Raw genomic sequence first — 20,048 nt, 5'->3', positions numbered from 1 at the left:
TGACTCAACGACTCACCCATCCATTGCCGGGGCGTTGGGCGGCCTGGTACCAGCCTGGTACCGTTCTGTCATGGCAATGAACCTCAGACTCACCGATGCCGAGAGCGAAGCACTTCGAGCGAAGGCCGAGCAAGAGGGTCGTTCGATGCAGGAGGTTGCCCGCAAGGCCATCGCCCAGTACGTCACTGAACGGCCCCAGCGCCTCCGTTCAGCGATCGACCGCGTGCGTACCGAGGACCGTGATCTCCTCGAACGCTTGAGCAAGTGAGTGTCGAAGAATTCGATTTTCTCGGCGTCGAGGATCTACTGGAGATCGCTGCCGGCGTCCTCGAGGACGTGGCGGTTCGAGATGCCGGACTTCTAGCGGCAGGCGCGGCACGCCCTCGAGTCACTGTCTTCGGCGATGACGCCTACCCGTCCTTCGAGGACAAAGCGGCCGCGCTCCTCCACTCCCTGGTACGCAACCACGCGCTCGTCGATGGGAACAAGCGGCTCGCTTGGGCAGCGACTCGCGTCTTCCACCTTCTCAATGGACGCGATCTCACCTACCTCGTCGACGACGCTGAGCGTCTGATGCTTCAAGCCGCCACGGGCGAGCTCGAAGTTCCCGAGATCGCTTCCTGGTTGATGACCCACGGCAACTCTGCGTCTTAGCCTCGCGCAAGACGCACGCTCATGCTTGATATGCGCGCTTCTATGCCAGCGGGAGGGAAGATCCATCACACCTAGATCGCGGAGGGGGCAGGCTCAGTAGTGAACCCGGACGTCCCAGACCTGGACGGCTCTACGACTTACGCTTCCGGCGGCGGTCGAACCACGAGAAGATTCCGTGAATGATCTGCTTCTGAGCGGCCGGGTCACCGCCGAACGAGCCGCCATGGAGCGACTGGGTGCCGAGAAACTCCGCGTTCGGATCGAGCGGTCCACCGTGCTCGGCGTTGCTTTGTCCAGGAAGGCGTTTGGGCGGTCGGGGCATCGTCTTCTCCAGCGGTAGGGGCTCTCGAATAATAGATGGACGATACTCGTGCTGCAGCGAGGCCTCTACGGACTCGCGATCAGGCGTTTAAAAACTGTTACTTTCTTGTTGATCCCCTGGTTGTGTATAACCCGAATTGCGGGGCCGGAGTGTCGGTGCTCAATGCTGGAATAGACACATGGCCAAAGACACCAGCACCCTCAATCGGGATCACCCGATCGTGGCTACCGCGTGCGATATCCAGGCCAACCTTGCGGGCGTGACCGACCACACGACCTGGTCGATGAGGGATGAGGACGCCCGCGAAACCGTCCTCCTCCTCACCGAGCTGGAGGCCCAGGTCGCTGAACTCGGCCGCCGGGTCCTAGCTGAGGCCGACCGACGTGACGTCGCCGCCGACACCGGCGGGACTTCCACGGCGAACTGGTTGGCTCACACCACCAAACTCACCCGAAGCGAAGCGAACCGTCGGGTCAAGCAGGCGAAAGCCCTCGACACCCGCGAGCAGACCAGGTGTGCATTAGCGACCGGTGACCTTCACGTCGAACAAGCAGAAGTCATCGCCCGCGCCGTCGAATCGTTGCCCACCGACAAGTGCCCACCCACGACCGTGGCTGAGGTCGAGAAGGTCCTGATCGACAACGCCTCCGAGTTCGACGCCAAGACGTTGAAGATCTTGGGCTGGCGGGTCTGGGAGGTCCTCGACCCCGAAGGTGCCGAAGCCTATGAGGCAGAACAGCTCGCGAAGGAAGAAGACTCAGCCCGCGACAAGACAAAGCTCACCATGCACGACGACGGCACCGGGGCCGTGCGCGGGCGGTTCGTGATCCCCTCCGCCCAAGGAGCAATCTTCCGCAAACTCCTCCTCGCGTTCGCCGCCCCGAAACACCAAGCCTCCAAGGACAAGGCCGAGGAGACCGACGACATCGAGGAACTGACCGAACGGATCGCGACCCCGAAACGCATGGGTGAAGCATTCTGCGAACTCATCGAATCCTTCCGCACCGAAGACGCACCCCGCTCCGGTGGCGTCTCTGCGACCGCGGTCATCCACCTCGACTACGACACCCTCATCGGCGGCCTCAAGCCCGCGCACCTCGACACCGGGGAACCCATCAGCCCCGGCCAGGCCTGACGCATCGCCTGTGAGGCAGGGATCCTGCCCGTCATCCTCAACGGAACCTCCCAAGTCCTCGACCTAGGACGCACCAAGCGCTTCCACACACGGTCACAGCGGATCGCGGCCAGCATCGAACACCCCACCTGCCAAGCCGCGAACTGCGACTGGCCCGCAGGCATGTCACACATGCACCACCTCGACCCCTGGCACCAAGGCGGGGCCACGGACCTCAACAGAACCGCCGTTCTCTGCCCCCGACATCACACCCTGATCCACCACCACGACTACGCCCACGAAATCAGACCCGACGCCACCATCACCCTCCACCGCCGCACCTGATCCAGATCGACACTGACGGACTTTGATTCCACGACGGCTCACACATTCGCCCGCGTCACTGGTGTGAAACGCTTCACCTGTGGAAACCGTGAGATCCATTGCGCTCTTCGTGGCTGCAGCTATCGCTGAGATCGGTGGCGCCTGGCTGGTGTGGCAAGGCGTCCGGGAACATCGAGGCTGGATCTGGATCGGCGCCGGGATCATCGCGCTCGGTATCTACGGGTTGGTCGCCACCCTGCAACCGGACGCGAACTTCGGCCGCATCCTCGCGGCATACGGCGGGGTTTTCATCGTCGGCTCTCTTGCCTGGGGTGCAGCACTAGACGGCTTTCGTCCGGACCGCTACGACATCAGTGGCGCGTTGATCTGCCTGGTCGGCGTAGCGGTGATCATGTACGCGCCGCGACCCGTCTGATCGCTTGGCATAAGGCGCGTGGGGGTCTTGCCGCGACGCCCGGAACCCCATATCGTTTAACGATACTAACGAAAAACGATATGGAGCGTCATGACCAGGCCAACAACTCGCGATCCGTTCGGCCCCCTCGAAGCCATCGTGACGGCCTTGCTGAGCCTCCTGATCGCCGCCAGCGTGGGGTTCGGCATCGCCGCGGTCGTCGCGGCCGCCCAAGGGGAAGGCATCGCCTTCAGCATCGCCACGATCGGCGACGGCCAGACGTGCATCACCATCGACAACCAGGCACCCACCCCCTCGGTGTCCACCATCCGGCAGCGCGGAGTGGACACCGACAAGGCCTCGCTCCGAGTCGAGGACCTCGAACTGTGCCTGAAGGAGCCCAGCGCCACCCAGGAGTTCCTCTCGAGCCTGAAGCCGGTCGGCGACCTGATCTTCGCCATCGGCGGGCTGGCCCTCGTCCGACGAGCGATAGACATCTCACGCAGAAACGGGATCTTCACTCCTGCGTCCGCCGGTCGCGTCCGAACCCTCGGCTGGTTCATGCTCGTCATGACGCTGCCCTGGCCCCTGGTCGTCGCAGCAGGCAACGGGGTGCTGATCAGTGCCGCCATTCCGAAGCGGGACTTCGTGTGGGGACTCATCAACCCGGACTTGTCGATCGCGCTGGTCGTGGTCTCCCTGGGCGTCATCTCTGTCGCCCGAGTCCTCCAGCGAGGAGCGGCGCTCCAAGAAGACGTGGACGCAACCGTATGACGAGCGGCGGCGACGATCACGCCATCGTTGTGCATCTCGACGACCTACTTGCCGCTCGCCAGATGACTCTCACCGACCTGGCTGACCGGGTGGGGATCAGCGTCGTCAACCTGTCGATCCTCAAGAACGGTCGGGCAAGAGCAGTCCGCTTCAACACCCTGAGCGCCATCTGCGAGGTTCTCGACTGCCAACCGGGAGACGTTCTCAGTCATGCGGGCCCTCGAGATCCGGGCGGTGGGGTCTAGCTCTCCAGATCGACGAGCTAGCGCCACGTCTCGGTCACGACCGCTTGTGCTGGAGCCTTCTCGAACTATCGGTCATCAGTGAGCAGCGGCATGCTGAGTGACTCGGCGAGCGCAACATAGAACGCGTCGTAAGCGGTGAAGTTGTCCCGCAGGGCCAGCGCCCGGCGCTGGAAAGACCGCATCGGATGGTGCACCAGCGGCAGATCCGCGTAGTCGTCGACGTCACCTCAGCATCGATGAGCGCCGGTGCATGTGCGTTCCTGCTGGCCACCACTCGGCCTCACGCGGCCCCGAGATCCAGGTGGTGCGGCCTAACTCTCCTGCTCGTCGAAGGCCGCGAAGGCAGCGGCGCGGTCCTGCTCGATGCGACGACCCAGGAAGTACGCCGTGCCGTACAGCAGCGCGAAGACCCCACCGAGGAAGAACATGATCGGCACCACGAAGCCCAGGCCGATCGCCCACGCCTGCAGCACGAAGCCCGCGTAGTAGGCCCCCGGCCGACGCAACATGCCGGCGACGAGGATCGAGGCGACCATCAGCCCGAGCCCCACGGTGAGGGCGGCCCCGATCGATACGTCGGAGACCGAGACCATCACCGGCGTCGTCAGCCCGAAGGCAATGGCCTCCAGGGTCAGGACCGCGGCGCACATGCCGCGCTTCGGCGACTTCTCACGCTCGGTGGTCATCGGCTGCCTTTCAACAGCGTGCGGGCCTCCCCGACCGTGACCACAGAACCGGTGACCAACACGGCCCCGGAACCCAACGGGTCTCCGAAGGCCTCCCCGGCCTCCGCCAGGGTGGCCGCCTGTTCGATGGCGTCGGCCAGGCGCGGGGCCACCGACACCCGGTCCTCCCCGAAGATCTCGATGGCCGCCTCGGCCAACCGTTCCGCGGGCAGGGCCCGATCGGTGGAGTTCTGGCTGCAGACCACGTGCGCGAGCTGAGGCTCGAGCTCAGCGAGGACACCGCGGTAGTCCTTGTCGGCCATCACCGCGAAGACCCCGATCAACGGGGCGAACTGGAAGGAGTCCTCGAGCGCGGCGGCCGTCGCAGCCGCTGCATGCGGGTTGTGGGCGGCGTCGAGCACGATGGTGGGGCTGCGGCGGACGACTTCGAGTCGGCCAGGCGAGGTGGCCGCGCCGAAGGCGGCTCGGACGAGGTCCGCGTCCAGGGGCTGCTCACCGGCGAAGGCCTCGACGGCGGCAAGGGCCACCGCGGCGTTCTGCGCCTGGTGCGCTCCGTACAGCGGCAGCAGGATCTCGTCGTAGTCGGCACGCAGACCCTTCAGTCCGATCACCTGCCCACCGACGGCAGGGACGCGCGACGTCACGCCGAACTCCACGCCCTCACGGGCCACAGTCGCACCGACCTCAGTCGCGCGCTCGATCAACACCGCCGCCACATCGGGCGCTTGGGCCGCCAGCACCGCGATCGAACCGGGCTTGATGATCCCGGCCTTCTCCCGGGCGATCGCGGCCGGAGTCTCCCCCAGGTAGTTCCCGTGGTCCATCGCGATCGGCAGCACCACGGCCACGTCGGCGTCGATGACGTTGGTGGCGTCCCAGGTGCCGCCCATGCCGACCTCGACCACGGCCACCTCGATAGGTGCGTCCGCGAAGGCGGCGTACGCCATCCCGACCACGGTCTCGAAGAAAGACAACGGATGGGTCTGGTCGCTGTCCACGAGGTGGGTGAAGGGGGCGATGTCGTTGAAGGCCGCCACGAACTGCTCGTCGGTCATCGGCTCGCCGTCGATGCTGATCCGATCGGTCATCCGCTCGACATGGGGTGAGGTGAACCGACCGGTCCGCAGGTCCAGCGTGGTCAACAGCAGGTCGATCATCCGAGACGTCGAGGTCTTGCCGTTGGTGCCGGTCAGATGGATGGACCGGAAAGCCCGCTGGGGGTCACCGAGGACCTCGCAGAAGGCCTCGATCCGCTCCAACGAAGGATCCAGTTTGGTCTCCGGCCACCTCGAGAGAAGCGCGTCCTCGACTTCGTGGAAGGTTTCGGCAAGGCGCGGGGCAGACGATGCGTCTGAGGGTGTCTCGGAAGGGGGCTGACTCATTGATCTCAGTCTAGGTGGCGGGAGGCCGTGACAGCGGACTGGAACACGTTCTAGTCTCACCCCATGCTGACCACCGCCGCCGTCGTGCACGCCCCAGGCCAACAGTTCTCCTTCGAAGAGGTCCATCTCGACGAGCCACGCTCCGACGAGGTGCTCGTCCGGATCGTCGCCACCGGTCTGTGCCACACCGACCTCTCCCTACGTGACAGCTTGCCCGCCGAGATGTTCCCCCGGGTCTTCGGACACGAGGGCACCGGTGTCGTGGAGCAGGTCGGCGAGGACGTCACCGGCATCTCGGTGGGCGACCACGTCGTCCTCAGCTTCCGCTCCTGCCGCGCCTGCGGTCCGTGCAACGAGGGCGCGGTCGGGTACTGCGACAACTCGCTGATGCTCAACTACATGGGCTTCCGGATGGACGGATCCACGACGCACCTCCAGAACGACGCGCCCCTCTACGGCTCCTTCTTCGGGCAGTCCAGCATGGCGGCGCACGCCATCGCCTACGCCGACAACTGCGTCGTGGTCGACCCGGAGCTCGACCTGACCACCCTCGCTCCCTTCGGGTGCGGCTATCAGACCGGCGCCGGCACGGTGCTGAACATCTTCCGAGCCGGGCCGGGCGACAGCCTCGTGGTCTTCGGCTGCGGCGCCGTGGGACTCGCCGCGATCGCGGCCGCCAAGGGCGTCGGGGTGGAGACCATCATCGCCGTCGACCTGCTGGACAGCCGTCTCGAGATCGCGGCGGCCTACGGCGCGGTCGGCGTCAACCCCACGACGCTCGGCGAACAGACCGTGCCGGAGCGCGTCAAGGAACTCACCGGCGGCGGCGCGTCGTACGCCATCGACACCACGGCGATCTCCGCGGTCGTCAAGCAGGCCCAGCAGTCGCTCGGCATGCGCGGCACGTTGGTCGCCCTCGGCCTCGGCGCCGAGGAGTACGCCGTCGACGCCATCGACCTCCTCCAGAGCGGCAAGATCATCCGCTCCTCGGTGGAAGGCGACTCCGACCCGCTCGAGATGATCCCCCGCCTGATCGAGATGCGTGCCGCAGGCGACTTCGACGTCGACCACCTGGTGAAGACCTACCCCCACACCCAGATCACCCAGGCCATCGACGACGTCCTGGCCGGCCGAGTGGTCAAGCCGGTGTTGGTCTGGTGATGCGGATCGCGGCCGCTGGACCGCGAGTTCATCCGAGGGCGTCGCCCCACTAGTGTTTGTCGCATGACTGACGACACCTCGACGCAGGCCCCGGACCCGACGAGCACCGACGCCGGTGCCGTCGTAGTACCGGACAAGCCGAAGCTCGAGGGTCTGGAAGCCAAGTGGTCCGCCCAGTGGAAGGCCGACGAGACCTACGCCTTCGACCGCACCCAACCGCGCGCAAACGTCTACTCCATCGACACGCCGCCGCCCACCGTGAGCGGCAGCCTGCACGTCGGGCACGTCTTCTCCTACACCCACACCGACCTGATCGCCCGCTACCAGCGGATGCAGGGCAAGTCGGTGTTCTACCCGATGGGCTGGGACGACAACGGTTTGCCGACCGAGCGTCGGGTGCAGAACTACTACGGGGTGCGCTGCGACCCCTCCCTGCCCTACGAGGACGACTTCACTCCCCCGGCGAAGCCGGACCCGAAGAAGCAGGTCCCGATCAGCCGACCCAACTTCATCGCCCTGTGCGAGCAACTGGTCGAGCAGGACGAGGAGGTCTTCGAGTCGCTCTGGCGCACGCTGGGCCTCTCCGTCGACTGGAGCCAGCACTACACGACCATCGGGAAGCCCGCCCAGACCGTGAGCCAGCGCGCCTTCCTGCGCAACTTCGCCCGCGGCGAGGCCTACCTCCAGGACGCCCCCACCCTGTGGGACGTCACCTTCCAGACCGCCGTGGCCCAGGCCGAACTCGAGGCCCGCGAGTACGCCGGCGCCTACCACCGGGTCGCCTTCCACCGCCCTGACGGGGAGTCGGTCCACATCGAGACCACCCGTCCCGAATTGATACCCAGCTGCGTGGCCCTGATCGCCCACCCCGACGACGAGCGTTACCAGGCGCTGTTCGGGACCACGGTCACCTCACCCGTCTTCGGTGTCGAGGTCCCCGTGATCGCTCATCCCCTAGCGGAGATCGAGAAGGGGTCGGGCATCTTGATGTGTTGCACCTTCGGTGACCTCACCGACGTCACCTGGTGGCGTGAGTTGAACCTGCCTGTCCGCACCGTGATCGGACGCGACGGTCGGTTCAGCCGAGAGACCCCTGAATGGCTGTCCGGCGACGTCGCCTCCGCGGCGTACGAGGACCTCAAGGGCAAAACTCCGTTCTCGGCCCGCGAAGCCGTGGTCGCGCAACTGCGCGAGTCCGGCGACCTCGATGGGGAACCCAAGCCGACCCAGCGGATGACCAACTTCTTCGAGAAGGGCGACAAGCCACTCGAGATCGTCGCCACGCGTCAGTGGTACATCCGCAACGGCGGCCGCGACAAGGACCTGCGCGGAGAGATGCTCGACCGCGGTCGGGAGATCGACTGGCTGCCGACCCACATGCAGCACCGCTACGACAACTGGGTCAGCGGTCTCAACGGGGACTGGCTCATCTCCCGCCAGCGGTTCTTCGGCATCCCCTTCCCGGTCTGGTACCCGCTGGACGACCAGGGTGAACCCGACTACGCCCACCCCCTGATGCCCAGCGAGGCCGAACTGCCCGTGGACCCCTCCACGGACGCACCCCGGGGATTCACCGAGGACCAGCGCAACCAGCCCGGTGGCTTCATGGGCGATCCCGACGTCATGGACACCTGGGCGACCTCGTCGCTGACGCCCCAGATCGCCGGCGGATGGGAGTCCGACCCCGACCTGTTCGAGCGCGTCTTCCCGATGGACCTGTGCACCCAGGCCCACGACATCATCCGCACCTGGCTCTTCTCCCGGGTCGTGCGCGCCCACTACGAACACGGTCAGACCCCTTGGGCCCACGCGATGATGTCGGGTTGGATCCTCGATCCGGACCGCAAGAAGATGTCGAAGTCCAAGGGCAACGTCGTGGTGCCCACCGAGATCCTGGACAAGTTCGGCTCGGACGCGGTCCGCTGGCGCGCCGCCATGACCCGTCCTGGCCTCGACTCCCCCTTCGACGAGACCCAGATGAAGGTCGGGCGCCGGTTGGCCATGAAGGTGCTGAACGCCTCGAAGTTCGTCGTGGGCGTCAGCGCCACCTCGTTGAACCCGATCGACGTCACCGAACCCGTCGACTGCGCCCTTCTCGGCGGCCTTGCCAACGTCATCGAGAAGGCCACCGACGCCTTCGAGCGCTACGACTACACCACCGCACTGGAAACCGTGGAGAAGTTCTTCTGGGCCTTCTGCGACGACTACCTCGAGTTGGTCAAGGAACGCGCCTACGCCGAGGACGACTCCCCCGCCACCACGTCGGCGCGTGCCACCTTGGCCATCGCCCTGGACGTACAGCTCCGATTGCTCGCGCCCTTCCTGCCCTACGTGACCGAAGAGGTCTGGTCCTGGTGGCGTCCGGGATCCATCCACCGCAGCGAGTGGCCCGTCACGACCGCCCTCGGTTCGGCGGCAGCGGCCAGCCCGATCACCGTCGACGCGGTGGCGACCACCCTGATCGGGATCCGCTCGGCCAAGTCGGCGGCGAAGGTCTCCATGCGAGCCGAGCTGTCCCGGGTCGAGGTGACCGGTCCGGCCGCGCTCGTCCGCGCCGCCGAGTCGGCGAGTCGCGACCTGCGCGCCTCGGGGAAGATCACCGGCGACCTGGTCTTCACCGAGGACGAGACGTCCAACGAGCTCTCCGTCCACGCCGAGCTGGCCGAAGTCCCCACCGACGCCTGAGCCTCGAAACCAAGCAGCCGGCGTGCCCAGAGTTCGCGTAAGAAGAACCAGGTTTCGAGGCTCCTCGCTGGCGCTCGTCACACCTCAGCCAGCGGCACGCCGCGCTGCTTGAGGTGCGAAGGCCCCCAGGCCCGAGCCTCGAAACCAAGCCGCCGGGCGTCAGTTCTTCTTGTCGCCCTTCTTCCCCGCCTTCTCACCGCAGGTGAAGGTGGCGCTGACCTGAGCCTTTTTCTTGCCGTCCGTTCCGCGGACCGTGACCTTGTCAGCCGTTACCTCGGAGCCGTCCGACGAGGCCTCGAGCCCCGTGAGCTCGGTTCCCACAGTCGAGAAGTTCGTCCCGTTGCTACTCAGCGTCACCGACGGCTCGAAGTTGGGGCCCTCGGAGTAGAGCAGGACCATGGTCTTGCCGTTCGGATTCGTCGAACGGTAGAACGCCAAGGGTCCGTCGCCCTCAGAATCCGCGCTCTTGACGATCGCTTCACCAGGCTGCTTCCACGAGAGCGTCACGGCACCGCTGACGTCGACCTTGGCGGTGCAGATCAGACTCTGGTCCCCGACGATCGGCTCTACAGTCTCCTCCGTGCCATCCGCCGGTTGAGCATCAGTGCCTTGTTCAGCACTTTCGTCGCTGTCTTGGTCTTCATCACCCGAGCAACCGGCGAGCGTCGCGGCGAGCACGACGGCAACGGCCGTCGAAGCGAATCGGGTGAGCGATGGGCGGAATTTCTTGATCTTCATGCGTCCAACCTCAAAGTTCGTTTGAGGACGCCTGGGCGACGGGGCGGGGCGGTTCGACGACCAAGCGTCAGCATTGGCCGCCGGCCGCCCCACTTGGCAGACGTCGGGGGCGCCCTGGGTTAAAATGACAGGGCGATCCGGGTCATCCTCGGCAGCGACAGCAGGGATGGCCCGGACCGCGTCTAGGGTCCGTCGAAAACAGGTGATGTCACCCGACGGTGAGACCGTCGGACGGGCGGATGCCCCGAACCGACTGGTGTCGGCCCGGGGCTCCCGTCACATCGAGCCCGGGATCAGCGGAGCTTCTTGGTGTTCGAGCGGTCACGCTTGGTGGTGTCGGTACCGCGGACGACCACCCAGTACTTCGTGATGGCGTTGCCGTTGTTGTCGGGACGCACGAAGGTCTTGCGACCGTTACCGTTCAAACGGGTCTCCTTAAGCAGAACCTTCCTGCCGCTGAAGCCGTTCTTCGCGCGGGTGAAGAGCTTCACCCGGGCGTTGCCGGCGCTGGGCGTGGTCTTGATCCGAACGCGGTCGTTCTTCGCACCGTTGTTCTGGCCGTTGACCTGAGCAGCGATCGGGGTCTTCGGCTGGTTGACCACCGGACCGCCAGGCTCGCCCACGAACGTGACGTCATCGGAGATGATCGTCCGACCCGTCTTAGGGGCGTTCTCCGTGATGACGGCGCTGATCTGGGCGGTACCAGCCTCGGTACCGGTGAAGGTGTAGAACGCCTGACCATTCTGGTTCGTCTGGTCGAAGTCGTTGGCGTCACCATCTTGCTGGTCTCCAGGGCCCGACCGGATGAAGGCCACGTTCAGCCCCTGGACCGGGTTCCCGTTCTCGTCGACCACGGTGACGACCTCGGTCACCGCAGATCCCACCTTGACGTCACCGTCGGGAATCTGCTCGATTTCGAAGTTGAAGTCGTCGAAGTTCGCCTCGAAGAACACCTGGTCGGCGGTGTCCTTCAGCGTCTCGGTGCCCGTGGCCGGGTTGGTGGCCGTGGGGGCCGAGTTCGCCGGAGTGGCCACCGAGTACGTCGTGGTGGTCTGCGTCCACGAGGCGGTCAGGGTGACGGTCTCCTCAGCGGTGTCGGTGACGGTGAAGTCGCCGTCCGCGTCGAAGTCCGAGGTCGCGTTGCCCGACGTGGTCGCGGTGGCGCTCGAGTCGGTGATGGTCACCGGCTCGTTGCCCACGCGGTTGCCGAACTGGTCGGTGGTGAAGACGTCGTACGCCACAGAGTCGCCGGTCCGAGCCGGGGTGGTCGGCACGTTCTGGTTGGGCGTGAGCTCCAAGGAGACCTCGCCACCGTTGAGCGGGTTCGCCGAGTTGAAGACCTGCTCGTCCGAGCCCGTGAACGTGCCGGCCTTGCCGGTCACGGTCGACTCGGCCATGCCGTCATCGTCGAAGCCCGCATCGCGGCCCACCGAGATCTGGAAGGTGGCCTGACCGTTGCCACCGTCGACCACGAGGACCTTGCTCTTGCCGTCGTTGTCGAGTTGGGCATCGTCTCCGGTGGCGCCACCGGCGAGGCGACCATCGGTGAAGAAGGCCTCCCCTTCGATGGTCACCGTGACGGCCTGACCGTCCGGAACCGGGGTCTTGGCGGTTGCCGGGTTGTTGTCGGCGTCCTCAGTGACCGTGACGGTGCCGCTGGTGGCCTCGCCGGGCTTGCCGATGTTGTCGGTCTTGACGACGACGGTTGCGTCGCCTGCCGGGTTGTTGCGCACGAAGTCGACGTCCAGGTCGGGCGCGTCCTCCGCGGCGTTGCCGATGGTGTTGCTCAGCGTGTCGGCATCGAGCTTGTTGTTCAGCTCAGCCGCGTTGGGCGAGGCCGGGTCGGTGACCGCGACGGAGACTCCGCCGTTGGCACCGGTCGTGGCCTGAGCCGTCGTGGCGCTGCTGCGCGTGGTGCCAGCGGGCTGGTCGCCCTGCGCCGCGACGATCGAGTTGCCGGTCGGGGCGTAGGTGAAGCCCACCAGACGGCCCGGCAGCGGGGTGCCGTCGCTCAGCTTGAGGGTGGCACCGAACGTGGCGGTCGTCCCGGAGATCTTGTTGACCGTAGGCGCGTCGTCGAAGGTCAGCGACGAGTCGCCGGCCTTGAAGACCAGATCGGCACCGGAGAGGTCGCCCTCCTGCTGGCCCGGGGTTCCGTTCTTCTCCACGAAGGTGCGCAGCGTGTAGGTGCCGTTGCCCTTGTTGGTGAAGGGGATGTTCGCAACACCGTTGGCACCCGTGGTGACCTGGCCCGTGGTCGGGGCCGGGGTCGTGGCGGGCGGAACCGGCGCGACGAATGGGACGATGGACAGCGAGTAGGAAACGGTCTGGTTGGGCGCTCCAGCACCGTTCTGGTCGGTGACCTTGACCTGCAGGTCGCCAGCCGCGTTCTCGTCGACGTCGAAGGCGTTGCCGTCCTTCGAGGTCGCGGTCACCGTGGTGGCCACCTGAGCGAACGACGTGACGGTGACCGTGCGCTTGAAGTCCTTGCTGGCCTGGTAGTCGTCTTCGTCGTCGGTGTTGACGAAGAAGTTGTAGCTCGACCCACCGGCGGTGCCGGTCAGGTTGCCGAAGGTGGCCTGGCCCTTGGCGTTGGTGTATGCCGAGCGGTCGCTGGCCGCGGCCTTGGCCGGGGTTGAGTTGTCGTAGTCGTCCCAGACGTCGTCCTTGTCCTGGTCGAAGATGACCTGGGCGCCCGCGATCGGGGCACCGTTGGCGTCGGTCACCGTCACGACGGCCGACGAGGTCGAGCCGTTGGGGACCTGGGCCGGGTTGGCCACGGCGGTCACCGTGGTGATCTTCTGCTGGACGAGGTTGACGACCTCGGTCTCGTCGGTGCCGTTGTCGGCGCCGATGATGGCCTCGTTGACCGCGTTGGCGCCGGTGCTGAGGCCCTTGGCCGGGGTGGCGTCGGGCGCACCGGAGTCGTCGCCGCTGGCGTCGAGGTAGTTCTGCAGGTCCACCGCGCCGGTGTAGTCGAAGACGTTGTTGTTGTCAGCGTCGGTCGGCGTGACGGGGGGACGGGTCGGGGAGTTCTCCGACCGGTCGGACAGCGTGACAGGGGCCGCGGAGGACGCGGTGCCCGACACGATGCCCTGCGTGGTGTCGTGGTTGATCTGCCCCGCGGGGGGGTTGTTGGCCGGGTCGTTGGCCTCGGGGTCCTCGAGGCCGTAGGGCTGGTCGAAGATCGGGAGGACGGAGCCGGCCGCGTTGGCGATGTTCACGGCGGGAGCACCCGGCGAGATCGTCGTCGACATGGTGTCCGGGACGCCGACGGGGTCGCCCGCAGCGGTCAGACCTTCGGCGGAGATGACGACCGTCGTGTTGTTGATGGCCGCGGGCGGGGTCCACTCCATGGAGAAGACGCCGTTCTGGCGGGTGACGGGGGCACCGATCTTGGTGGTGTTGTAGCGGAACTGGACCTGGGTGACGTTGTTGCCACCGCCGGCCAGTAGCCGCACGGTGTTGTTCTCGCCGTCGTTCTGGGTCGAGGCGGAGCCCGAGTACTGCGAGTACAGCTCCACGTTGTTGGGGCCGACCTCGGCGTTGATGGATTCGGCGGAGGCCGAGGAGGTAAAGGCCGGAAGGCCAGTCACTGCGAGTGCGCCGATGGCGGTAGCCGCCAAGCCGCGCTTGATGCCGCTGCTGTTCATTCTTGTCCCTTCGGAGGAAACCTTCGACGTGAGGCTGATCCGTCACGCCACGGTCGGTTGACCGAGACCGGAGGACTTCACCCCCGGAACCCCGCAGATCATTACTCTTTTACGGACGTTCACAGGTTTATTTGTTTCTGCGTACCGAAGTCTGCAAAAACGGCAATGACGGTCTAGTTAAAATGAGTCACTAACGGTTCACACTTGGGGGTGAATTCGATGTCGGGTGACCGATTGGAGTCCGTGGGCCGCCCGCCGGGCCGCCCACAACGGCTACCGGTAGATGAAGACTCTGTGGAGTCGGGCAGTTTCAGCGCCCAGCGTCGTTTGGCGTGGCTTCTGGCCACCAACCGGATGATGGCTCTCGAGGCGTCCTGGGCGGGCCGTAGTCGATTCATCACTGCTCTGCAGGCGGACGGCCTGTCGGTCGACCATGCTCGGTTGAGCCGATGGGAGTCAGGCACCGTCGCTCCGTCGACTTCCGTCCTGGCTGCCTACGAAACACGATGCGGATTACCTGACAATTCCCTGGTTTCTGTCAACTGCCTTTTACGTCGCTCGGCCCAAGCCCATGATCCGGATGACAAGCCTCGGGCCGCCGTGCCCGACGAGAATCACCTCGACGATCTCTTCGATCGGTTCGATCAGGACCGCGCCCTTACCGGCGGTGACTGGCTACAACTCTCGACGGGAATCGCGCACGCGGGAACGGTCTATCTACCCCCCGCTGTTTGGAACACCTTGTGTACCCGATTGGTCAACGAACTCACCCGCAGTAGCGGCATCGCCCTCGTGCGGCGCCACGAGGCGATTGTCCAGCTACTCCAGCAGCGACGCGCTCCGCGACATGTGATGCGCGCCCTGGGGAGGTTCGTGCTTCATCCCCACGCGCAAAGTGTCGTCCCGGCTCTCACGCTGCTTCGGGAGGTGCGAGGCACAGAGTCAGCTGACCTGGTGATGCGGCTCATCATGGGTCGGGACAACTTGCTTCGGCGCGGGGCCAGCATCGCGGCCGGAGGCTTGGCGGCTCAAGGATCTTTCACCGGCGATTCGCTCGTTCTGTTGGAGAAGTACGTCGCCCACGAACTTCATACGCCTAGCGTCATCGCCCGCAGACTGGATGTTTTCGACATCGCCACCCAGCTGCCGGAGGACGCGTTCGAACGGTTGCTCGACGTCGGCGACGCCCGCACCCGACGTCAACTCATCAGAGTGCGGATGACCGGCGAACTCGCCTCCCCTGCCATCGCTCGCCCGGTGGCCGATCGGATGGCTGAGGCCGCGGAGACCGCGCTCGGACGACACGCCCAGGATCCAGACCTCATGCTGCGACGCCTTCTTCGTGAGGCGCTGTTCCATGTCCAGCGCGAACGGCGCCACCTGGCGGCCACGGTCATCAGCGTCAGCCCCTACGGACCTCCCATCGCAAAGGCTGCCCTCGCACTGACCGGTCAGGGCGACGAACTGACGGCCCGCACCTCATGGTCGATCCTGCGTCGGCTCGGCCACCTGATCACTCGCGAGGAGATCGGCGACACCCTCAGGGCCTCCCCGCACAGTTCCTGCGAGACGGCCGGCATGATCACCATGGGTCTGGCCCGCGGTCCGATGAACCAACAGATCGCTCGGCATCTGAGGGTCGAGGCGACCGATTCCCCCCGCCAGGACACTCGTCACGCAGCTTTGTTCGCGCTGGGGATGAGTGGAGACGAGAACCTCGAGACACTGATCCACGGCAGTTGCGAACTTTCCGCTCGAGCAACCTGGTGGAAGCAGACCGGACCAGCGCTACTGGACTCGGACGTCGCCAGCACACACCGCTGAGGCCGCCTCAGGAGCGGCGGACCTCAACGGCGCTGAGCCGCATCTCAGGCAGACTTCTTCTTCTTCGTCTCGCGGAGCTCCAAGGTGGGTTCCACCTCGTCCATGACGACCTCTTTGGTCACGATCACCTTGGCCACGTCACCGCGTGAGGGGACGTCGTACATCACGTAGAGGAGCACCTCTTCGATGATCGCGCGCAGACCACGGGCACCGGTGCCCCGCTCGAGCGCCTTGTCGGCGATCGCAGCGACCGCGCCCTCGGTGAACTCGAGCTCGACCCCGTCGAGGTCGAAGAGCTTCTGGTACTGCTTGACCAGGGCGTTGCGAGGCTCGGTGAGGATCTGCACCAGAGCGGCCTGATCGAGTTTGCTGACACTGGCGATCAGGGGCAACCGACCGATGAACTCGGGGATGAGACCGAACTTGGTCAGGTCCTCGGGTCGCACCTGGGCGAACAGGTCCTCGGACTCCCGCTCGTCGGCACCGCGCACCTCGGCCGCGAAGCCGAGGGACTTCTTGCCGACCCGCTGCTCCACGATCGTGTCCAGCCCGGCGAAGGCACCGCCGACGATGAACAGGACGTTGGTGGTGTCGATCTGGATGAACTCCTGGTGCGGGTGCTTGCGTCCACCCTGCGGAGGCACCGAGGCCGTAGTGCCCTCGATGATCTTCAGCAGTGCCTGCTGAACGCCCTCACCGGAGACGTCGCGGGTGATCGACGGGTTCTCCGCCTTGCGGGCCACCTTGTCGATCTCGTCGATGTAGATGATGCCGGTCTCGGCCTTCTTGACGTCGTAGTCGGCGGCCTGGATCAGCTTGAGCAGGATGTTCTCGACGTCCTCACCGACGTAGCCGGCCTCGGTCAGTGCCGTGGCGTCCGCGATCGCGAAGGGGACGTTCAACATCCGGGCCAACGTCTGAGCCAGGTAGGTCTTGCCACACCCGGTCGGACCGATCACCAAGATGTTGGACTTGGCGACCTCGACGGACTCGTCCTTGGAGTGCTTGCCCCCGACCGGAGCGACTCCGCCCTGAACCCGCTTGTAGTGGTTGTAGACCGCCACCGCGAGCGACTTCTTCGCCTGCTCCTGACCGATGACGTAGGAGTTGAGGAACTCGAAGATCTCGCGCGGCTTGGGCAGCTCCTCGAGGCTGACCTCGGTGCCCTCGCTGAGCTCCTCCTCGATGATCTCGTTGCACAGATCAATGCACTCGTCGCAGATGTAGACGCCCGGTCCGGCGATCAACTTCTTGACCTGCTTCTGACTCTTTCCGCAGAAAGAGCACTTCAACAGATCGCCACCATCCCCGATGCGTGCCACGGGCGGCCATCCTTTCCTCTGGGTCGGTCTTCCGGTCGGGTCAGACCGGGTGAAAACTCTTCGAACGTACCCGCTGCCACCCCCGTTGAGTGGATGACACCCGAGAAACCTGCGGCTGTTCGCGCTCAGCAGAAGCCGAACGCCGGGCTGCGGGAGCCCGGCCTCCGGATCAGGTCAGAGCAAGCGAGGTCTTGCGCGAGTCCAGGATGCTGTCGATCAGGCCGTACTCGAGCGCGCCCTCGGCGGTGAGGATCTTGTCGCGCTCGATGTCCTTGCTGACCTCGGCGACGTCCTTCCCGGAGTGCTCGCTGATCATGGTCTCCAACAGTTCGCGCATCCGCAGGATCTCGTTGGCCTGGATCTCGATGTCCGAGGTCTGACCGAAGGTGCCCTCGGTGTAGGGCTGGTGGATCAGGATCCGGCTGTTCGGTAGCGCCATCCGCTTGCCCGGAGCACCTGCCGCGAGCAGGATCGCCGCCGCCGAGGCGGCCTGGCCCAGGCACACCGTCTGCACGTCGGGCTTGATGAACCGCATCGTGTCGTAGATGGCGGTCAGTGCGGTGAAGGAGCCACCGGGAGAGTTGATGTAGATGCTGATGTCCTGGTCGGGGTTCAGCGACTCCAGGCACAGCAGCTGCGCCATCACGGCGTTGGCGATGTCGTCGGAGATCGGGGTGCCGAGGAAGATGATGCGGTCCTCGAACAGCTTGCCGTAGGGGTCGATCCGACGGACGCCGTAGGACGTGCGCTCTTCCCACTGGGGGATGTAGTAGTTCATCTGCGTCAGTCCTTGTCGTTGTTGTGAGCCGGGCGGCCCTGGTCGGCGGCGTCACGCGCGCTCTTGACGACCCGGTCGACCAGGCCGTACTCGAGGGCCTGCTCAGCGGTGAACCACCGGTCGCGGTCCGCGTCGGCGATGACCTGGTCGATCTCCTGGCCGGTGTGCTCGGCGATGAGGTCGAGCAGCACCTTTTTGATGTGCAGCGACTGCTGGGCCTGGATCTTGATATCCGAGGCCGAACCGCCCATGCCCGAGGAGGGCTGGTGCATCATGATTCGCGCATGGGGCAGCGCGTATCGCTTGCCCTTCGTGCCAGCGCACAGCAGGAACTGGCCCATGGAGGCGGCCAGACCCATGCCGACGGTCGCCACGTCGTTGGGGATGTAGTTCATCGTGTCGTAGATGGCCATGCCCGCGTCGACGGAGCCACCCGGAGAGTTGATGTGCAGGAAGATGTCGGCTTCGGGGTCCTCGGCCGACAGCAGCAGCAGCTGAGCACAGATCGCGTTCGCGTTCTGGTCGCGGACCTCGGAACCGAGGAACACGATGCGCTCACGCAGCAGGCGTTGGTAGATGTGATCGTCGAGGATGTTCAGGCCTCCGCCGCCGTTCATGTGGGGCGACAACGTGAGCTCGGACATCGAGACATTGGCATCGAAGGGGTTCTGGTTCACATCCAGGACACTAGCCCGAAGAACCGACAACTCCACGGGCTGGACCCCTCTGTTCGCCGACAGCGGAAGGATGGGTGGCCAATGCGGCCACGGCCGCGATCGCCGACACGAGCGCCAAGATCAGGAACGAGACGGCGAACGAGCCGGTCGCCTCCGTGAGGGCCGCTCCGGCGAAGGGCGCCACCGCCGCGGCGAACAGCAGCGGAGCCGTCAGGATCGCGTTCAGCCCACCGAAGCCGGCCACGCCCCAGCGGTCACTGACGGCAGTGGCCTGGATCAGGGTGAAGACGCCGCGGCTGACGCCGACCAGCAGCGAAACGACGAACAAGGCAGCGGTCGGGCCCGGCAAGACAGCAAGCAGGGCAGTGCTGAACGCTACGGCGGACAAGACGATCACGGTCCGCGCAACCGTCGGCACCCGGGCCGCGAAGCGGGCATAGCCCAACCGACCGAAGACCTGGCCCAGGCCACCCACGCCGAGCGCGATCGCAGCCCCGCCGGCGCTCAGGCCCCGGTCGACCAGGAGCGGGACGAGGTTGATCAGGACGGCATAGATGGTGAAGGCCGCCGCGCTGGTGCAGAACATCAGCACGAGGAAGGGGCGGGTCCTCCACACCCGCCTGGCCTCCGCCAGCCCCCCGTCACCCATCAGGTGCGCCGGTGTCCACGCCGCCCTCAGCCCGAACCAATGGGCCGGGATGGTCACCACCGCCAAGACGACGGCGAGGACGACGTAGGTGTCCCGCCACCCCAGCATGGAGTTCAGCGCAGCGGTCAGCGGGGCGAACACCGTGCTCGCAAGTCCGGCGACCAGGGTCAGGGTGGTCAGGGCAGCGACCCGCGAGGCGCCACCCCAATGGGTCAGCGCGGCGAACGCCGGGGGGTACAGCACGCCCGCCATCGCGACCCCGGCCAGCAGCCAGCCGCTGAGGAAGACCGCATACGTGGAGGCGTAGGCGATGACGAGGAGTGCCGGCACCGCGAGCACCGATCCACCGGTCATCAACATCCGCGGCCCGTAACGATCGATCATCCGCCCCACGACGAGACCCAGCACCGCAGCGACGATCTGACTCGAGGAGAACGCCGCCGCCAGGCTTGTCGTACTCCAACCGGTGTCGCGCCTCATCGAGGTGAGGAGCACCGGGAAGGCGTAGTAGAGCACTCCCCAGCTGGTGATCTCGGTGACCGACAGCACTACGACGACCCGTCGTAGGCCGGTCCTGCTCAGGGCCCCCGGGAGGAGGTCGCGGGTCTCCACGGATGCACCCTCTCTCCACGACTGCCCCAACGG

General features: G+C 65.8%; 18 protein-coding genes. 10 read left to right on the top strand and 8 right to left on the bottom strand.

Annotated elements, in window-relative coordinates; genetic code table 11:
- The first annotated feature begins 70 nt into the window (after nucleotides 1–70).
- The 7 genes from ACYVLV_RS08515 (at nucleotide 71) to ACYVLV_RS08485 (ending at nucleotide 3,848) form a co-directional block, all read left to right on the top strand.
- Nucleotides 71–268, top strand: coding sequence for a DNA-binding protein (locus ACYVLV_RS08515; protein ID WP_460809130.1), 198 nt, complete (start codon nucleotides 71–73; stop codon nucleotides 266–268).
- Nucleotides 265–654 carry a type II toxin-antitoxin system death-on-curing family toxin gene (locus ACYVLV_RS08510; protein ID WP_460809128.1) on the top strand — a complete coding sequence of 130 codons (390 nt, stop codon included), beginning with the start codon at nucleotides 265–267 and terminating at the stop codon, nucleotides 652–654. Before ACYVLV_RS08515 ends, ACYVLV_RS08510 begins: the two co-directional genes overlap by 4 nt.
- A 500-nt stretch (nucleotides 655–1,154) precedes the next feature.
- Nucleotides 1,155–2,111: a DUF222 domain-containing protein gene (locus ACYVLV_RS08505; RefSeq protein WP_460809126.1), complete on the top strand. Its 957-nt coding sequence runs from the start codon at nucleotides 1,155–1,157 to the stop codon at nucleotides 2,109–2,111.
- 3 nt (nucleotides 2,112–2,114) lie between these two features.
- Nucleotides 2,115–2,435, top strand: coding sequence for an HNH endonuclease signature motif containing protein (locus tag ACYVLV_RS08500; RefSeq protein ID WP_460809636.1), 321 nt, complete (start codon nucleotides 2,115–2,117; stop codon nucleotides 2,433–2,435).
- Nucleotides 2,436–2,514: 79 nt separating this feature from the next.
- A complete protein-coding gene (locus ACYVLV_RS08495) occupies nucleotides 2,515–2,850 on the top strand; it encodes a YnfA family protein (protein ID WP_460809124.1) in 336 nt (111 codons plus the stop codon).
- 90 nt (nucleotides 2,851–2,940) lie between these two features.
- Nucleotides 2,941–3,603 carry a DUF2975 domain-containing protein gene (locus ACYVLV_RS08490; RefSeq protein WP_460809123.1) on the top strand — a complete coding sequence of 221 codons (663 nt, stop codon included), beginning with the start codon at nucleotides 2,941–2,943 and terminating at the stop codon, nucleotides 3,601–3,603.
- Nucleotides 3,600–3,848, top strand: coding sequence for a helix-turn-helix domain-containing protein (locus tag ACYVLV_RS08485; protein WP_460809120.1), 249 nt, complete (start codon nucleotides 3,600–3,602; stop codon nucleotides 3,846–3,848). The genes ACYVLV_RS08490 and ACYVLV_RS08485 overlap by 4 nt, the downstream gene beginning before the upstream one ends.
- Nucleotides 3,849–4,159: 311 nt before the next feature.
- On the opposite strand, the gene ACYVLV_RS08480 is transcribed toward ACYVLV_RS08485, so the two are convergent.
- Nucleotides 4,160–4,534, bottom strand: coding sequence for a DUF4233 domain-containing protein (locus tag ACYVLV_RS08480; RefSeq protein ID WP_460809117.1), 375 nt, complete (start codon nucleotides 4,532–4,534; stop codon nucleotides 4,160–4,162).
- Nucleotides 4,531–5,916 (bottom strand): bifunctional folylpolyglutamate synthase/dihydrofolate synthase, encoded by a 1,386-nt coding sequence (locus ACYVLV_RS08475; RefSeq protein WP_460809116.1) that lies wholly within the window; start codon nucleotides 5,914–5,916, stop codon nucleotides 4,531–4,533. The genes ACYVLV_RS08480 and ACYVLV_RS08475 overlap by 4 nt, the downstream gene beginning before the upstream one ends.
- Before the next feature lie 63 nt (nucleotides 5,917–5,979).
- On the opposite strand from ACYVLV_RS08475, the gene ACYVLV_RS08470 reads away from it, so the two are divergent.
- Both ACYVLV_RS08470 and valS read left to right on the top strand, forming a co-directional pair.
- On the top strand, nucleotides 5,980–7,077 hold the full coding sequence (locus ACYVLV_RS08470; protein WP_460809114.1) for an NAD(P)-dependent alcohol dehydrogenase: 1,098 nt from the start codon (nucleotides 5,980–5,982) through the stop codon (nucleotides 7,075–7,077).
- Nucleotides 7,078–7,140: 63 nt separating this feature from the next.
- Nucleotides 7,141–9,762: a valine--tRNA ligase gene (gene valS / locus ACYVLV_RS08465; RefSeq protein WP_460809111.1), complete on the top strand. Its 2,622-nt coding sequence runs from the start codon at nucleotides 7,141–7,143 to the stop codon at nucleotides 9,760–9,762.
- 159 nt (nucleotides 9,763–9,921) lie between these two features.
- Here valS and ACYVLV_RS08460 read toward each other — a convergent pair whose 3' ends face one another.
- Nucleotides 9,922–10,440: a hypothetical protein gene (locus ACYVLV_RS08460; RefSeq protein WP_460809110.1), complete on the bottom strand. Its 519-nt coding sequence runs from the start codon at nucleotides 10,438–10,440 to the stop codon at nucleotides 9,922–9,924.
- Nucleotides 10,441–10,793: 353 nt separating this feature from the next.
- Nucleotides 10,794–14,153: a beta strand repeat-containing protein gene (locus tag ACYVLV_RS08455; protein ID WP_460809108.1), complete on the bottom strand. Its 3,360-nt coding sequence runs from the start codon at nucleotides 14,151–14,153 to the stop codon at nucleotides 10,794–10,796.
- A 600-nt stretch (nucleotides 14,154–14,753) separates the two neighbouring features.
- Here ACYVLV_RS08455 and ACYVLV_RS08450 point away from each other — a divergent pair.
- The gene (locus ACYVLV_RS08450; protein WP_460809107.1) at nucleotides 14,754–15,977 is read left to right on the top strand and encodes a hypothetical protein; all 1,224 of its coding nucleotides are present in this window, start codon (nucleotides 14,754–14,756) and stop codon (nucleotides 15,975–15,977) included.
- A gap of 44 nt (nucleotides 15,978–16,021) precedes the next feature.
- Here the strand turns inward: ACYVLV_RS08450 and clpX are convergent, their stop codons facing one another.
- The 4 genes from clpX to ACYVLV_RS08430 all read right to left on the bottom strand — a co-directional run bounded on the left by clpX (nucleotide 16,022) and on the right by ACYVLV_RS08430 (nucleotide 20,015).
- The gene (gene clpX / locus ACYVLV_RS08445; RefSeq protein WP_460809106.1) at nucleotides 16,022–17,299 is read right to left on the bottom strand and encodes an ATP-dependent Clp protease ATP-binding subunit ClpX; all 1,278 of its coding nucleotides are present in this window, start codon (nucleotides 17,297–17,299) and stop codon (nucleotides 16,022–16,024) included.
- Between the two features lie 169 nt (nucleotides 17,300–17,468).
- On the bottom strand, nucleotides 17,469–18,077 hold the full coding sequence (locus ACYVLV_RS08440; protein WP_460809105.1) for an ATP-dependent Clp protease proteolytic subunit: 609 nt from the start codon (nucleotides 18,075–18,077) through the stop codon (nucleotides 17,469–17,471).
- Nucleotides 18,078–18,082: 5 nt separating this feature from the next.
- The gene (locus tag ACYVLV_RS08435; protein ID WP_460809634.1) at nucleotides 18,083–18,694 is read right to left on the bottom strand and encodes an ATP-dependent Clp protease proteolytic subunit; all 612 of its coding nucleotides are present in this window, start codon (nucleotides 18,692–18,694) and stop codon (nucleotides 18,083–18,085) included.
- A 70-nt stretch (nucleotides 18,695–18,764) separates the two neighbouring features.
- Nucleotides 18,765–20,015, bottom strand: coding sequence for an MFS transporter (locus ACYVLV_RS08430; RefSeq protein WP_460809104.1), 1,251 nt, complete (start codon nucleotides 20,013–20,015; stop codon nucleotides 18,765–18,767).
- Nucleotides 20,016–20,048 lie beyond the last annotated feature (33 nt).

It is taken from the genome of Nocardioides salsibiostraticola (assembly GCF_054783655.1).
This window is presented reverse-complemented; position numbering and strand designations above follow the sequence as displayed.

Bases quoted from the DNA above. Each gene is read 5' to 3' on its own strand.
- ACYVLV_RS08515 (WP_460809130.1), top strand. From the start codon at position 71: ATGGCAATGAACCTCAGACTCACCGATGCCGAGAGCGAAGCACTTCGA.
- ACYVLV_RS08505 (WP_460809126.1), top strand. From the start codon at position 1,155: ATGGCCAAAGACACCAGCACCCTCAATCGGGATCACCCGATCGTGGCT.
- ACYVLV_RS08490 (WP_460809123.1), top strand. From the start codon at position 2,941: ATGACCAGGCCAACAACTCGCGATCCGTTCGGCCCCCTCGAAGCCATC.
- ACYVLV_RS08485 (WP_460809120.1), top strand. From the start codon at position 3,600: ATGACGAGCGGCGGCGACGATCACGCCATCGTTGTGCATCTCGACGAC.
- ACYVLV_RS08480 (WP_460809117.1), bottom strand. From the start codon at position 4,534: ATGACCACCGAGCGTGAGAAGTCGCCGAAGCGCGGCATGTGCGCCGCG.
- ACYVLV_RS08475 (WP_460809116.1), bottom strand. From the start codon at position 5,916: ATGAGTCAGCCCCCTTCCGAGACACCCTCAGACGCATCGTCTGCCCCG.
- ACYVLV_RS08470 (WP_460809114.1), top strand. From the start codon at position 5,980: ATGCTGACCACCGCCGCCGTCGTGCACGCCCCAGGCCAACAGTTCTCC.
- valS (WP_460809111.1), top strand. From the start codon at position 7,141: ATGACTGACGACACCTCGACGCAGGCCCCGGACCCGACGAGCACCGAC.
- ACYVLV_RS08455 (WP_460809108.1), bottom strand. From the start codon at position 14,153: ATGAACAGCAGCGGCATCAAGCGCGGCTTGGCGGCTACCGCCATCGGC.
- ACYVLV_RS08440 (WP_460809105.1), bottom strand. From the start codon at position 18,077: ATGAACTACTACATCCCCCAGTGGGAAGAGCGCACGTCCTACGGCGTC.
- ACYVLV_RS08435 (WP_460809634.1), bottom strand. From the start codon at position 18,694: ATGAACGGCGGCGGAGGCCTGAACATCCTCGACGATCACATCTACCAA.